The following is a 14,909-nucleotide window of genomic DNA, read 5'->3' on the forward strand; positions in this document are numbered from 1 at the left end:
TAACTGGTTACTGGAAATTGGTAACTGGTCAATTTAGATGTAAAAAATCTCCTAAGATTTTTTGAAATTCTTAGGAGATTTTTATTTTTTCAATTAATTCTTCCAACGGATTTTGAGATGATAACCAATTGATTTCTAAACCATCACGTTCCATTTTTCTAAAATACGTCATTTGTCGTTTGGCAAATTGATGAATGGCTACATTGAGGCGTTCTACCATAATTTCATAGGTCATTTCATCTGTTAAATATTGGGTAATAAACTTATATTCCAAGCCATAAAAAATGAGTTTGTCGGGAGAAATTCCATGCTCAATTAACGTTCTAACTTCCTCAATCATACCATTGGCTAAACGCTGATGAAGGCGTTTTGTAATTCTTTCTCTACGGATTTCTGTATCGGGATTTAATCCAAAAATGATTGAGTTTGGAATGGTAGGTTTGGGAATTTTAAAATCTGGATTTTGACTTAAAAACTGACTAATTTCGAAAGCTCTGATGAGTCGTTTCTTGGTGGATAAATCAGGCTTAAATCCATTTCTGCGGACAAGGCTGTCTGCATTACTCAATAATTCTTCGTATGATTTTGAGATTAAGGTTTCTCTGTAATTTTCATCAATTGGAATGGATGTAAATTCATAGCCTTTCAAAACTGCTTCTAAATACATTCCAGAACCTCCACAAAGAATTGGTATTTTTTCTCTTGCAATAATATCATGGTAAGCCTTTAAAAAATCTTGCTGAAATTGGTGAATATGATACTGCTTGCCAGCGTCGATGATGTCAATTAGATGATGCGGAATTGCTTGATTATCAATGGTATATTCGTCTAAATCTTTTCCCGTTCCAATATTCATTCCACGATAAACCTGACGAGAATCTGCACTGATAATTTCGCCATTGAGTTTATGGGCGAGTTGAACGGCTAAATGCGTTTTTCCGCTGGCAGTTGGTCCAAGAATAACAATGAGTTGTTTGTCCATTACACCATCAAAAGTCTCCAAATTGCTGATAAAAATATACCTAAAATGGCAAAAGGAGTAAGCACTTTCCAAGTTAAGTACATCAATTGGTCAACTCTCAAACGTGGGTAAGTCCAACGAATCCACATTTGTACGAAAATGGCTAAATATGCTTTTAGCAATAACCAAAGCATTCCCCAAATTACACCAATCCAAGAATCAGGCTCGCCCGATGTCCAGTCTGCCAACTTCAAAAATCCGATATTGGGTAGGGGAGTATTCCAACTTCCTAAAAATAAAATTGCTCCTAATAGACTGACTAAAAGCATCATGCCGTATTCAGAAAGGAAAACTAAAGCCCAACGAATTCCAGAATATTCGGTATGAAAACCACCGACTAATTCAGATTCCGCTTCGGGTAAATCGAATGGAGCTCTATTACATTCTGCTAACGAAGCGATGAAGAAAATAACGTAAATCGGGAAAAGGAAAGGAATTCTGACGATGTTCCAAGAGAGGATTCCGCCCACATTAGTAATGTCAATATTCAAGAATTTTAAGCCGAATAGATAGGTTGTTTCTTGGGTATAAACTCCTTGTTGAAAGCTAATTTCTTGCAAATTTAAGGTCTGAGAAATCATCACAACGCACATGACTGAAAGTGCCAAAGGGATTTCGTAAGACACAATTTGAGCTACTGAACGCATCGCTCCGAAGAGAGAATATTTGTTGTTGGAAGCCCAACCTGCCATTAAAACCCCAATAATATCAATTGAAATGATAGATAGTAAATAAAATACACCAATATCCGCTTTTGAACCCTGTAAAAACTCACTTGGTCCCAAAGGCATCACAGCAAAACCCGCAAAAATGGCGATAAAAATAAGAGCAGGTGCAATCAGAAATAGCCTTTTATTAGCTAAAGTAGGCACAATGTCTTCTTTTTGAAGCAATTTTAGTAAGTCCGCAAAAATTTGTAGCAAACCGTATTTCCCAACTTCCATTGGGCCAAGACGGTCTTGCATAAAAGCAGATATTTTTCGCTCGCCATACACGCCAATAACAATATTAGCGAGAATTAGACCGAGGCATATTAGTAAGGCTATGTACATTTGTTAGGTTTATGCGGAAAATTTCTTCCAAATAAATTCTTTTACTTTCTTTTCTTCCTTAGAAAAATTAACTCCAATGCCGATACACGTTTTGTTTTGATGCAAATATGGAGTCAAATATTCTTTCTTTTCAATTTGAGCCAAAGCCATTTCTGCCGATTCGTCAAGTTTAAACTCAAAACAGTAAACATACTTTTCTAATCTCACAAGTGCATCCATTCTTCCATCCGAAGTCTGGACTTCTGAATCCGCATAAATGCCTAATAGCTTAAAAATCAAGTGAATAATGGCGTGATAGAAATGTTCATTCTCCTTTTGCCAAAGTGTATATGGAATGGATTTGAATAGGGTGTTTAGGATTTGTTGGACTTTTTCTAAATCACCATTCTCTAAACTATGTTTTAATTTATTCGCTAAAATAGCTCCCGAATTTGCATCATCTTGAATGTAAGCATTGGCTAAAACGCTCAGAAAAGACCTTCTTACTTCAAGATTCGGATAATCTAATTCATACGAATCATCTTCATTTTGTTTTTTGAGAGTCAAATATCCAGTTTGAAACATTAATGGAACTAAATCTATTTTTTCGATTCCATACGCACCTAACTCCTCCAAATACAGAGTAATCCCCTCAAAATCAAAAAAATGTCTTTTCTTACTAAGATTAATTAAGAAAGTTGGCGTACCTGTAACAAACCAATAATTTTTAAATTCGCCCTGTTCTACAAAAAAATTAAGTAAAGAAAATGGATTGTAAACCTTAGTGTTCAAATCCCAAGTATAACCATTATACCACAATTTAATTTTCTCGTTATCATAAAGTCTTAATTCTTCCGTAAAATTATTCTCTAACTCCTTCTGTGTAATCCCGCAAATCCCTGCAAATTCTTTATTGGTTGTCAAATCTCGAAGATTATTCAAATCAGAAAAAATACTGACTCTCGAAAACTTAGAAACTCCCGTAATAAAAACCATCCGCAAATAATCATCAGCATCTTTCAGAATGGAATAAAAACCTTTCAGAATACTCTGATTTTCAAGGGCTTTGTCTGTGTCTTCTCCTAAATAATCAATAATGGGTTTATCGTATTCGTCTATCAATACAACGACTTTCCCATTTTTTTGGGCAATGGTTTCTATTAATTCTCTGAACATCAGACCATTACTTTCCGATTCTAATTCAAATCCATTTTTCTTGGCAAGGCTTCTTAGTTCAATTTTGATTGCTTTTGAAAGTCCAATTTCTTTGTGGTCAATATTGCTGAAAGATATTTTTATGACGGGATTTGTTTGTTCCCAATTCCATTTATCTTCAATAAAAAGCCCCTTAAATAACTCTTTTTTACCTTGAAATAATGCCTCTATTGTATTGACAAACAAGGACTTCCCAAATCTGCGGGGACGAGATAGGAAATAATAGCCCGCCGAATTTACTAAGTCGTGTAAAAACGGTGTTTTATCAATATACAAGAAGTTTTCTTCTCGTAATTTATCAAAACTTTGTATGCCTATGGGGTATTTTTTGGGCATTTTGGTTGAAATACTTTAAATATATTAATTGAGTGGTGATACAATTAAATTGTCTTGATAATCAATGAGTTACGAAATAGCAAACTGATTGAGAATTCGATGAAACATTATAAAGACCCGACCCTTTCGCCTGCTTTATCAAAACGTCATTAAGTTCAGACATCAAAATCATAGATTTAATTGTATCACCCCTCATTGGCTATAATTCATAAATTAGCATGATACATTTTGCAAAACTACCCTACCAAACTCCCCACCATTGCCTTCTCCAAAGCCTGTTCAAAGTCTGCAATTAAATCTTCTACGGCTTCCAAACCAACGGCTATTCTTACTAATCCGTCCGTGATGCCTACTTCGGCTTTTTGGTCGACAGAAAGTTTTGAGTGCGTTGTTGAAGCTGGGTGCGTAATAATTGTTCTGGTATCTCCTAAGTTTGGAGAAACCGAAGCAATGGTTAAATGTTTTGACATTTCGTTTACTGCTTCAAAACCACCTTTTACGTCAATCGTTAGAATAGCACCACCCATTTTCATTTGCTTTTTCGCTAATTCGTATTGTGGATGCGATGCTAAGAATGGATATTTTACGGCATTTAAGGCTGGATTTTTCTCTAAAGCTGCGGCTAATTTTGCGGCATTATCTGAATGTTTTTCCATGCGTAAGTGCAATGTTTCTAAGCTTTTAGATAAAACCCAAGCATTGAATGGCGACATTGATGGACCAGTATGACGTGCAAAGAAGCGAATTTCTTTAATCAAATCTTCACGACCGCAAATAACACCACCAAGCACACGACCTTGTCCGTCGATATATTTTGTGGCTGAGTGAATTACTAAATCCGCACCCCAATCGGCAGGTGTTTGAATAATTGGCGTGGCAAAGCAGTTGTCAATTGCCAAAATCAAATTATGCTTGGCTTTCAACTGACAAATGGCTTCAATATCAATTAATTCTAATCCTGGATTTGAAGGACTTTCACAGAATAAAAATTTCGTATTTTCTTGAATTGCCGCTTCCCATTGTGCCAAATCAATACCATCAACGAAAGTGCAAGTGATACCCCATTTTGGAAGAATTTTTGTCAAAATCTGGATACATGAACCAAAAAGTGCTTTTGAAGCCACCACGTGGTCGCCTGATTGAAGCAAACCGCCCATCGCTGCAAAATTGGCAGCCATACCCGTAGCAAAAGCAATTCCGTCTTCGGTATTTTCAAGCATACACATTTTATCTACAAATTCGTCCACGTTTGGATTCATGTAGCGTGAGTAAATATTTCCTGCTTGTTCTTCGGCAAAAATGGCACGCCCTTGTTCGGCGTCTTCAAAAGTAAAACTTGAGGTAAGATATAATGGTACAGAATGTTCACGATTTTGAGAACGTTCTGCTTGAATTCTGATAGCTTTTGTCTGTTTTTTCATCTGATTAAATGTAATTTAATACGAAAGTATTTGATAAAATTCATCACCTACCTTGTATGTTATTAACGATTTGAAACGATAAGTGTCTCGTATCAATGATATTTTTTGCAAAGTTACGTTAAAACTATAAAATGAATAGACTATTTAATGCTGTTAATTCATATTAGTGTCTATTTTCAGAGGTTTTATTTATCGTAATATTTTTTCAAAACATATCTGATAGAAGAATATGAATTGATTAAAGCCGCTTTTACTTGACTTTTATTCATCCATTCTAACTTTTCAATATCTTCTTCAACTTGTGGTTTCATTTTAGAATCATTCAATAATTCCATTGCATACCATTTGGTTTGTTTTAAAATATCTTCATTTTTGTAAGTATATGTATGAAATGTGGTACATATTTTTTCTCCTAATTTTGCTTTTACGTTACATTCTTCTTCAACTTCTCTAATGGCTGCAACCTTTGAACTTTCGCCTTTGTCGAGTTTTCCTTTGGGTAAATCCCATTTTTTTAAGCGATACATCATTAAGATTTGACCAAAATTATTTGTCACTACTCCGCCTGCTGCTTTCAAAACTTTGTATTGCGACTTGATAAGCAACTCTGTCGCTTCTTTATTCTCAGAAATTAATGTAATAGATTGTAAATGAGAAAGTTTTTCGGTTTTTATGATAGAGAAAAGGCGATTGATTGTGGGTGGAAGCACATTGATAATCATAACGTGTCCTTCCAAATTTTGAGGTCTAATAGACTCTAATTGAGCATCAATCAAGTGGTCAAATTCTGTCGTAGATAAGGTTTGAGCCTTCTTATGTCCGATGATTTTGATAATAAATTCGTTGATAAAAATTATCATTTGGTTTGGTTGTTCGCTGTTTGGAATGTTAGTTATGAGTTTACTAACTAATAACAAAATTAAACTTTTGTAGTGAAACATTACTGAGAGTTTCTAATTTTGTATGATAGAAATTAACAAAACCACCAATGACACAACGTACTCTCGCTGAAAATGTCGCTTCAATGTTGCTTGAAGTTAAAGCCGTAAGACTTAATCCTGACCAACCTTTTAAATGGGCATCTGGATGGAATTCTCCTATTTACTGTGATAACCGTATCACGTTGTCATATCCAAAAGTGCGTACAGCCATCAAAAATGGTCTTGCTTCGGCGGTACAAGCCTATTTTGGTGATGTTGATATTATTGCAGGTGTGGCTACTGCTGGTATTGCACAAGGTGCTTTAGTTGCCGATTGGTTAGAATTACCTTTCTGTTATGTGCGTCCTGAACCTAAAAAACACGGAATGGGTAATCAGATTGAAGGAGCAAGCATTAAACCCGGTCAAAAAGTTGTTTTGATTGAAGATTTAGTTTCAACAGGAGGAAGTTCGCTAAAAGCCGTAGAAGCCTTGCGTGAAGCAGGTGCAAATGTCTTAGGAATGGTTGCCATTTTTACTTATGGTTTTGAAATTGCCAGAAAGAATTTTGCAGATAAAGGCTTAAATTTTTATACACTAAGTGATTATGAAACACTTATTGGTGAAGCAGTTACTAAAAAATATGTAACAGAAAGCCAATTAATTACCCTTCAAGAATGGAGACAAAATCCTGCTGAATGGGGAGTTTAATTCAGTGAACAGTTATCAGTTATCAGTTATCAGTTATCAGTAAACAGTTATCAGTAAGTAATTTGTAAATAAATAGCCAGTGTATAATTAATTATCAATGAAAAAGTAATGAGTTCCAAATTTCATTCTTCATAAAAACTGCTTACTGCTTACTGCTTACTGCTTACTGATAACTGACCTTATATTTCTTCCCCACCAAAGACTTTACAAATCCTTGAAATTCAAGATTTAATAGTAATGACGAAAGTTTAGCCATCGAAATTTGAGACTGCCAAGCTAAATCATCAATGTGCATTTCTTGATTTTTGTGGAGCAATGCCATTACCTGACTTTCTTCTTCGGTAAAATTTGAAAAATCAATTTCAGATTCTTTATTTTTACCTTTTTCATGCCCTGCCAAATCCCAATTTAACGCTTCTACAATGTCTTTTATACTCGTAAAAATCTGTGCTTTATTCTCTTTTATCAATTTATTACATCCTTCTGAAAACGATTTTCCAATCTGCCCCGGAACAGCAAAAACGTCTCTGTGGTAATTATTAGCATATTCTGCCGTAATTAATGCACCACCTTTGACGGCTGCTTCTACCACAATCGTCACGTCTGCCATTCCTGCAATAATTCTATTTCTTTGTGGAAAAAAACGTTGGTCGGGTTGCGTTCCAAAAGTCTGTTCTGTCAATAATCCGCCAATTTCTTGTATTTGAATCGACGTATTTTTGTGTTGATAGGGATAAATCAAATCAATTCCGCTCGCCATCACGCCAATGGTTGGAACATTATTTTTTAGGCAAGATTTATGAGCAACGATGTCAATTCCATAGGCTAATCCGCTAACAATTAAGGGATTGAAAGTGCTTAAATCAGAAACAATTTGTTCAGTTACGATTTTGCCGTACTCTGTTGATTGTCGTGTGCCAACAATGGCAACCGTTTTTGTATTATTCAAATTTGCTTTGCCTTTGTAGTAAAGCAAAACAGGCGAATCATATAAAGTTTTGAGTCGAGTTGGATATGTTTTGTCGGTATAAAAAAGAAGTTCAACGCCTTGTTTATCAGCTTCTTGAATAATTTTCCAAGCGTTTTCTATCACCGATTTATCTTGAAGATTTTGAGCAAGCGTTTTCCCAATATTCGGAATTTTTAGAAGTTTTGGAACGGGCGTTTTAAACACTTGTTCCGCTGAACCACAATAGCTAATGAGCTGACGGACAAGCACATCCCCAATTTTTGGAATGAGCGTAAGGGCAATTTGGTAGAGTTTTTCTTGTGTAGTGGACATTTATTTGTAGGGTGACGTTTATTAAAAGTAGATTTTTATTTTCTGATTTTATCAGATGTGTTTTAGGGTAGAATTATCCTAATCTCAGATATTTTAATCTATTTCATCCTCATCATTTAGTTCTCCATTTTCGCTTTTTTCTAATGAATCTCTTAAAAAAGTCATGAATGATTTTACTTCAATTAATTTATCAATGACCGCTTGATTTGTATTCTTTTTTTTCTTTTTCCCTTCCAATGCTTTTTTTGCACCTTCAATGGTATATCCCTGACCGTCAACTAATTCTACAATTTCTTTGAGGTGTTTTATATCATCTTGGGTATATTTTCTATCGCCCGCACGGTCACGTTTGGGTTGGAGCGTCGGGAATTGTTCTTCCCAAAAACGAAGTTTTGAGATATTCATCTCAAACATCTGGGCAACTTCAGAAATTGAATAGTAACGTTTGGTAAGTTCCATAAATTAAAAACACGGTTAGGTTGTGTTTTGAAAACAAAGCGGATTAATTTGAGAAATCTGTATTTAGTTTTCGTAAACCTGTCAGGTATCAAAGACAATTTTATGTAAATTTGCAGACTTTTTAATTAAAATTTGAATATTTTTCAAGTTAAGCAACAAATTATTCTTTCGGAAATATCCATTGGTTATTAGTTATCTGTTAATTGTTATGAGTTAATAGATTTATACAAAAGACTTTCATCCTGTCTTTAACTAATAACCAATAACTAATAACCAGTAACTAAACATGACTTCCAGACAAATACGTCAGCAATTTTTAGATTTTTTCGCTTCAAAAGGTCACTTAATTGTTCCTTCTGCTCCATTGGTAGCTAAGAATGACCCTACTTTGATGTTTAATAACTCGGGTATGGCTCAGTTCAAAGATTTTTTCTTGGGTAATGGCACGCCTCCTTCAAAAAGGATTACCGATACTCAAAAATGTTTGAGAGTGTCAGGAAAACACAACGATTTGGAGGACGTAGGATTTGATACCTATCACCACACCATGTTTGAAATGTTGGGAAACTGGTCGTTTGGTGATTATTTCAAAAAAGAGGCTTTACAATGGTCTTGGGAGCTTTTGACCGAAGTTTACAAATTGCCAAAAGATAGAATTTACGTTTCAGTTTTTGAAGGAAATGAAAAAGATGGCGTGCCTTTCGACCAAGAAGCATGGGATATTTGGTCAGCAATGGTTGGCGAAGACCGTATCATTTTAGGAAATAAAAAAGATAATTTCTGGGAAATGGGCGATACAGGTCCGTGTGGTCCTTGCTCAGAAATTCATATAGATTTAAGAAATGCTGACGAAGTTGCGGCAGTTTCGGGTAAGAGTTTAGTAAATGCTGACCACCCACAAGTGGTTGAAATTTGGAACAACGTATTTATGCAGTTTGAGCGTATGGCGGATGGTTCGCTTGTACCACTTCCTGCCAAACACGTGGATACAGGTATGGGCTTTGAGCGTCTGTGCATGGCGATTCAAGGCAAACAGTCGAATTATGATACGGACGTTTTCTCAAATACCATCAAATTTATTGGCGATAAAGCTGGTAAAACTTACGGAGACGAGAAGTGGGCTGACATTGCACTAAGAGTAATTTCTGACCATATTCGTGCGATTGCTTTTGCCATTGCTGACGGACAATTACCGTCAAATAATAAGGCTGGTTACGTAATCAGACGTATTTTGCGTCGTGCGGTTCGTTACGGATATACTTATTTAGGATTCCGTGAGCCGTTTATGAATACAATTATTCCTTTGTTAGCTGACCAATTTGATGGTGTTTTTCCAGAATTGAAAGCTCAACAAGATTTTGTTCAAAAAGTAATTTTGGAAGAAGAAAATTCTTTCTTGAGAACTTTGGAAAACGGTTTGAAACGTTTAGACGAAATTGCTTCTCAGACAAATAAAGGTGGTGTAATCAACGGAAATATCGTATTTGAGTTATCGGATACTTTTGGTTTTCCAGTGGATTTAACGGCTTTGATTGCTCGTGAAAAAGGACTTTCAATTGATGAAGAAGGCTTCAAAACTGCTTTGCAAGCTCAGAAAGACCGTTCTCGTAAAGATTCATCAAAAGAAGCAACCGACTGGGTAATTGTTTCGGATGAAGATTTTGATTTTGAATTTGTGGGTTATGATGATTTTGCAACTGAAGCAAAAATTATTAAATATCGCAAGGTAAAAACTAAAACAGGGGAGGAGTACCACATTGTTTTAGACAAAACACCTTTCTACGCAGAAATGGGTGGTCAAGTGGGAGACAGTGGACAGTTATCAGTGAACAGTGAACAAGGAACAGTAAGCATCAAAATAGCTGATACCAAAAAGGAAAATGATTTATTTATCCATATTTCTACGGATAAAAAGGCAGGTGAATTTCTTTCAAATATTGATGCAGGAAACACAGTAACCGCTCAGATTGACACCACTCGCAGACACAGAATTACACAAAATCACACGGCTACACACTTAATGTTGTCGGCGATGCGTCAGGTTTTGGGTTCTCATGTTTCACAAAAAGGCTCTTATCAAAACGAAGATATTACCCGTTTCGACTTTGCCCATTTCTCGAAAGTAACCGATGAAGAATTAGCTCAAATTGAGACAATTGTCAATGAGAAAATTCGTGAAAATATCAAGTTAGACGAAAAACGTAATGTGCCAATTCAAGAAGCAATTGAGGCAGGAGCAACGGCTACATTTGGTGAAAAATATGGTGATTTTGTAAGAGTTATTACATTCGACCCAACGTTTTCGGTTGAACTTTGTGGAGGTACGCACGTGCCTGCAACGGGGGAAATTGGAATGTTCAAATTTGCTGCTGAAAGTTCAGTTTCTGCGGGTGTGCGTCGTGTGGAGGCATATACGGGCGAAAAAGCATTATCAGTTATCAATGAGCAGTTAGCAGTTATCAGTGAAATAAAGGAATTGTTTAAGGGGCAAAATGATATTGTAAAAGCCGTGAAAGCTTTGCAAGAAGAACGTAATGCTTTGTCGAAAAAGATTGAGGTTTTAGAAAACGAAAAACTCCAAGAAACAAAAGAAAGATTGTTTGCAAAGATTATTTCGGTAGGAGATATTAATATGATTGCGGAAGTGGTAGAAGTACCATCTGCGGATGCTTTGAAGCAATTAGCTTACGAATTAAAAGCGAAAATTGGTGATTTGTACTGTGTTTTAGGGGCTGAAATTGGCGGAAAACCACAATTAGCCGTTATGATTGCAGACAATTTAGTAGAAAGCAAAAAACTAAACGCAGGACAAATAATCCGTGAAATGGCGAAAGAAGTAAAAGGCGGAGGAGGCGGTCAGCCATTCTTTGCAACTGCGGGTGGTTCAGACGTTTCCGGATTGGCAAAAGCGGTTGAAAAGGGCAAGACGTTTGTGGCGTAAAGGAATTCGAGTTACTACAAAATAATATATGCAATGAGCAAATTTGATTTATCGTTACACGCTATTGAGCAAATAAAAAATAGAGGTGTTCCAGAAGAAATCGTGTTTGAAGTTTTGGAAAATCCTGACAGAATAGATTCTGAAGAAGAAGGGCAATTAATTTATCAAAAGCTTGTTTTATTTGATGGACAGAAACAGTATTTAGTGCGAGTTTTTGTAAATTCTGATAAAATACCTAACTTAGTTAAAACAGTTTACAGAACGTCTAAATTGTCAAAATACCAATGAAAGTCAAATACGATAAAGAAACAGACATTTTATATATTCGATTGAGCGATGTAGCCATCGACGAGTCAGATGAAGATAAAGATGGTATCATTTTAGATTATTCTGCTACTGGTCAATTGGTTGGTATTGAAGTGCTTAATGCTTCAAAAACAACCATAGAGCCTTCAAAAGTGGAATATGAATATGCGTAGATTTTAAATTATAGTAATCTTCAAAATCCCTAAAAACGAAACTTTTTAGGGATTTTTATTTGTTGAATTTTTAGATGTTCAAAAACCTTCCAATACCTTCTTCAGAAATTACGTTTGCTACCCAAAAAATGAATGATTTGGGTAGCAAACGTATTCCATTTCTTTTCGTGATTGATTATGAAATGAAAGAACCTTTAGTGTTGACTTTGGAGGAAATTGAGCAGGAAAATATTTTCTATAAAATTAATGAGAAAACAAATTTTTCCTTCGGTGAAAATCCTTACGAAAAACTACTTTATTTAGAAAAATATCCCATCAGTTTCCAAGAATACAAGCAATCTTTTGACATAGTAAAAAATGCCATGTTGCGTGGGGATAGCTTTTTGACAAATTTAACTAAACCTACACTCATCAAAATAAATTTGTCTTTGCAGGAAATTTTCCAAAGAAGTCGGGCGAAATATCAGTTATATTTCAAGGACAAATTTGTGTTATTTTCTCCCGAAATATTTGTCAAAATAGAGAACGGAATCATCTCTTCGCACCCAATGAAAGGTACAATTTCGGCAGATATTCCAGATGCTGAAACGGTAATTTTGAATGATAAAAAGGAGTTTGCCGAACACACAACCATTGTCGATTTAATCAGAAATGATATTAGTATGGTGGCTGAAAAAGTTTGGGTAGAAAAATTTAGATACCTTAGTCGAATTCATACGCACGACGGAGATTTATTACAAGTTAGCTCTGAAATTTGTGGCAAATTACCAGAAAACTATCATGAAAAAATTGGGTCAATTTTGTTTAAATTATTACCCGCTGGTTCAATTTGTGGAGCTCCCAAACCACAAACGTTAGCTATTATCAAAGAAGCTGAAAACTATGATAGAGGTTATTATACGGGCGTTTTTGGCATTTTTGACGGTGAAAATTTAGACAGTTCTGTCATGATTCGCTTCATTGAAAAACAAGAAGATGGTAGTTTGATTTTTAAAAGTGGAGGAGGAATAACGGTATTTTCAGATGTAAAATCTGAATACCAAGAGATGATAGACAAAGTATATTTACCTGTGTAATGTGGACAGTCTTGTCCATAGTTTTAATTTTACTGCGGACAAGGCTGTCCGTGCTACCTATATGTGGAAAACGGAAGTACATAAGTTCTTAAAAAACAATCAGATAACATTTGAAATTAATCAAGAGTTATCTATTTTTGAAATTTTATTTCTTCCTGATTTTCAACTGTATTTGCATCTAATTGACCTTCATAAATTCTCTTCAAGTTCGGTCGGGACTTCTTATTTTCAAGACCTTTCTGAAAAAGTCAATCTTCAAAATCAACGCATCATTCACCTTTGGGAAGACGTGTGGATTGATAAAAAAGACTTAGTTCAATCAAGAATTTTGGCAATGATTGGTAAATTTTCAAGACTCAATGCAAGACATTGTGTAATTGAAAGAATTGATAAGCCAACTGCTGATAAATTCTTGAATGATAATCATTTACAAGGCTCAGTTAAAGCAAAATTTAAGTACGGATTATTTCTGAAAGCTCAATATACCGAAAAGTTTTTAGGTCGAGAAAATACGGATAATGAATTAATAGCGGTTGCAACATTTAGTGGAGGACGAACCCTAAAAGAAGGCGAACGAGAAGGTTTTAGGTCATTTGAATTAATAAGGTTTGCTTCTTTGAAAGGCTTTGTCGTTGTGGGTGGAATGGATAAATTATTAAGAGCTTTTATTGCAGAACACTCGCCAGACGATATTATGTCTTATGCAGACCGAGATTGGTCGGATGGAAGGAGTTATTTGACATTAGGTTTTACGAAAATTGGTTTTTTGTCACCTCAAACTTTTGTAATTGATGAAATTTCAAAACAACGTAGATTAAGCCGTGAAGATAATTATTTATTAATGAATGCAGGAAGTATAAAATTTGTAAAAATTTTAAAACAAGGGTAATAAAAAAATCTTCTACTGAATCAGAAGAAGACTTTCGGAGTTTTGTCTTTTAAATTTTTTAAATAGTACGGTTAGACCATTAATTTGCAATCGGGAGTTGGTATAGATAATTTATTTGATTGATATAGAACATTTTATAGGCTAAGTGTATGAACTATTTGTATAGGAGTAGAGGTAAGAAAGAATATTAAATTTTGACCAAACCATAAAATTTAATGCTCTTTTATTAATAATATGTAGAACTATTTTAACTTATTCTCAAATGTAAGGCGGTATTTTGGGCTTTAAAAAGCAAAACCCATATCTGGTATGATATGGGTTGTAACTGGTATTTATGAACCTATATATGGTAATTCAATTATTGGTCTTTAACCAATCCATAAAATCACTTTTTCTTCTACGAGCTATTGGAAGTTTGGAGTCATTACTCATAACTGCTACGCCACCGTCTTCATTTAATACTTTTTGAACGTGAAAATGAGCAATTAAGTGCGAATCGTGAATTCGATAAAAATCATAATCTTCCAGTAATTCTTGATAGGTTTTTAAATCTCTTGAAGACATCAATGGTTTGCCTTCTTGCAAGTGAATAATTGTATAGCCGTTTGCTGCTTCACAATGTATAATCTCTTGAATTTCAATCATTTCTAAGCCTTGTTGAGTAGGAATCGCTAATTTGTTTTTTCTACTTCTGGGATTTTGTAAAGTAGAGAGTAGATTTTTTAAATCGCCTATGCCATTTTGAGTTGTCATTTGCAATTTGGCTTTCTCTACGGCTTCTTTTAATTCATTGGCATTGATGGGTTTCAACAAATAATCTAATGCAGAAAACTTAATAGCATTAAGGGCATATTGGTCGAAGCCCGTAACAAAAACTACCTTAAAAGTAGGCTTTACAAAACGAGTTAATAAGTCAAATCCTGTTCCATTTGGCATTTCAATATCTAAAAAAATCAAATCAGGATTATGCTTTGTAATCATCTGAAAACCCTCAGACGCAGATGAAGCTGTTCCAAGAATCTGTATGTCAGGGCAATTTAAGGACAACATGGTAGATAATGATTCTCGTGCATGAGATTCATCATCAATAATTATAGCTGAAAACATTTCAATCAATAAGTCTTTGGTT

Annotated in this window: 14 protein-coding genes; 6 read left to right on the forward strand and 8 right to left on the reverse strand. The window is 34.9% G+C overall.

The window, feature by feature from the left end; translation table 11 throughout:
• Positions 1-70 precede the first annotated feature (70 nt).
• The 5 genes from miaA to LV89_RS00265 form a co-directional block, all read right to left on the reverse strand.
• Positions 71-982 (reverse strand): tRNA (adenosine(37)-N6)-dimethylallyltransferase MiaA, encoded by a 912-nt coding sequence (gene miaA / locus LV89_RS00245; RefSeq protein ID WP_109740847.1) that lies wholly within the window; start codon positions 980-982, stop codon positions 71-73.
• Positions 982-2,073, reverse strand: a complete 1,092-nt coding sequence (locus tag LV89_RS00250; protein WP_109740848.1) for a complex I subunit 1/NuoH family protein — start codon at positions 2,071-2,073, stop codon at positions 982-984. The genes miaA and LV89_RS00250 overlap by 1 nt, the downstream gene beginning before the upstream one ends.
• 9 nt (positions 2,074-2,082) lie before the next feature.
• Positions 2,083-3,603: a PD-(D/E)XK nuclease domain-containing ATP-binding protein gene (locus LV89_RS00255; protein WP_109740849.1), complete on the reverse strand. Its 1,521-nt coding sequence runs from the start codon at positions 3,601-3,603 to the stop codon at positions 2,083-2,085.
• A gap of 236 nt (positions 3,604-3,839) precedes the next feature.
• Positions 3,840-5,024: a trans-sulfuration enzyme family protein gene (locus LV89_RS00260; protein WP_109740850.1), complete on the reverse strand. Its 1,185-nt coding sequence runs from the start codon at positions 5,022-5,024 to the stop codon at positions 3,840-3,842.
• A 185-nt stretch (positions 5,025-5,209) separates the two neighbouring features.
• Positions 5,210-5,884, reverse strand: a complete 675-nt coding sequence (locus tag LV89_RS00265; protein WP_109741105.1) for an NUDIX hydrolase — start codon at positions 5,882-5,884, stop codon at positions 5,210-5,212.
• Positions 5,885-6,012: 128 nt separating this feature from the next.
• On the opposite strand from LV89_RS00265, the gene pyrE reads away from it, so the two are divergent.
• Complete coding sequence (pyrE, locus tag LV89_RS00270; protein WP_109740851.1) at positions 6,013-6,654, forward strand: orotate phosphoribosyltransferase; 642 nt, start codon at positions 6,013-6,015, stop codon at positions 6,652-6,654.
• A gap of 163 nt (positions 6,655-6,817) precedes the next feature.
• Here pyrE and dprA read toward each other — a convergent pair whose 3' ends face one another.
• Together dprA and LV89_RS00280 are read right to left on the reverse strand one after the other, a co-directional pair.
• Positions 6,818-7,936, reverse strand: a complete 1,119-nt coding sequence (dprA, locus tag LV89_RS00275; protein ID WP_109740852.1) for a DNA-processing protein DprA — start codon at positions 7,934-7,936, stop codon at positions 6,818-6,820.
• A gap of 93 nt (positions 7,937-8,029) precedes the next feature.
• Complete coding sequence (locus LV89_RS00280) at positions 8,030-8,395, reverse strand: MerR family transcriptional regulator (protein WP_109740853.1); 366 nt, start codon at positions 8,393-8,395, stop codon at positions 8,030-8,032.
• Between the two features lie 286 nt (positions 8,396-8,681).
• Here LV89_RS00280 and alaS point away from each other — a divergent pair, with 286 nt between their 5' ends.
• The 5 genes from alaS to LV89_RS00305 all read left to right on the forward strand — a co-directional run bounded on the left by alaS (position 8,682) and on the right by LV89_RS00305 (position 13,780).
• Complete coding sequence (gene alaS, locus LV89_RS00285) at positions 8,682-11,336, forward strand: alanine--tRNA ligase (protein ID WP_109740854.1); 2,655 nt, start codon at positions 8,682-8,684, stop codon at positions 11,334-11,336.
• A gap of 33 nt (positions 11,337-11,369) precedes the next feature.
• Positions 11,370-11,624 (forward strand): DUF4258 domain-containing protein, encoded by a 255-nt coding sequence (locus LV89_RS00290; protein ID WP_109740855.1) that lies wholly within the window; start codon positions 11,370-11,372, stop codon positions 11,622-11,624.
• Positions 11,621-11,815 carry a DUF2283 domain-containing protein gene (locus LV89_RS00295; RefSeq protein ID WP_109740856.1) on the forward strand — a complete coding sequence of 65 codons (195 nt, stop codon included), beginning with the start codon at positions 11,621-11,623 and terminating at the stop codon, positions 11,813-11,815. The genes LV89_RS00290 and LV89_RS00295 overlap by 4 nt, the downstream gene beginning before the upstream one ends.
• A gap of 74 nt (positions 11,816-11,889) precedes the next feature.
• Positions 11,890-12,891, forward strand: coding sequence for an aminodeoxychorismate synthase component I (locus LV89_RS00300; RefSeq protein WP_109740857.1), 1,002 nt, complete (start codon positions 11,890-11,892; stop codon positions 12,889-12,891).
• A gap of 1 nt (position 12,892) precedes the next feature.
• The gene (locus LV89_RS00305; protein WP_146199039.1) at positions 12,893-13,780 is read left to right on the forward strand and encodes a PDDEXK family nuclease; all 888 of its coding nucleotides are present in this window, start codon (positions 12,893-12,895) and stop codon (positions 13,778-13,780) included.
• A 354-nt stretch (positions 13,781-14,134) separates the two neighbouring features.
• Here the strand turns inward: LV89_RS00305 and LV89_RS00310 are convergent, their stop codons facing one another.
• Complete coding sequence (locus LV89_RS00310; protein WP_109740859.1) at positions 14,135-14,887, reverse strand: LytR/AlgR family response regulator transcription factor; 753 nt, start codon at positions 14,885-14,887, stop codon at positions 14,135-14,137.
• Positions 14,888-14,909 lie beyond the last annotated feature (22 nt).

This window comes from Arcicella aurantiaca, from assembly GCF_003148625.1.
Classification (GTDB): Bacteria; Bacteroidota; Bacteroidia; order Cytophagales; family Spirosomataceae; genus Arcicella; species Arcicella aurantiaca.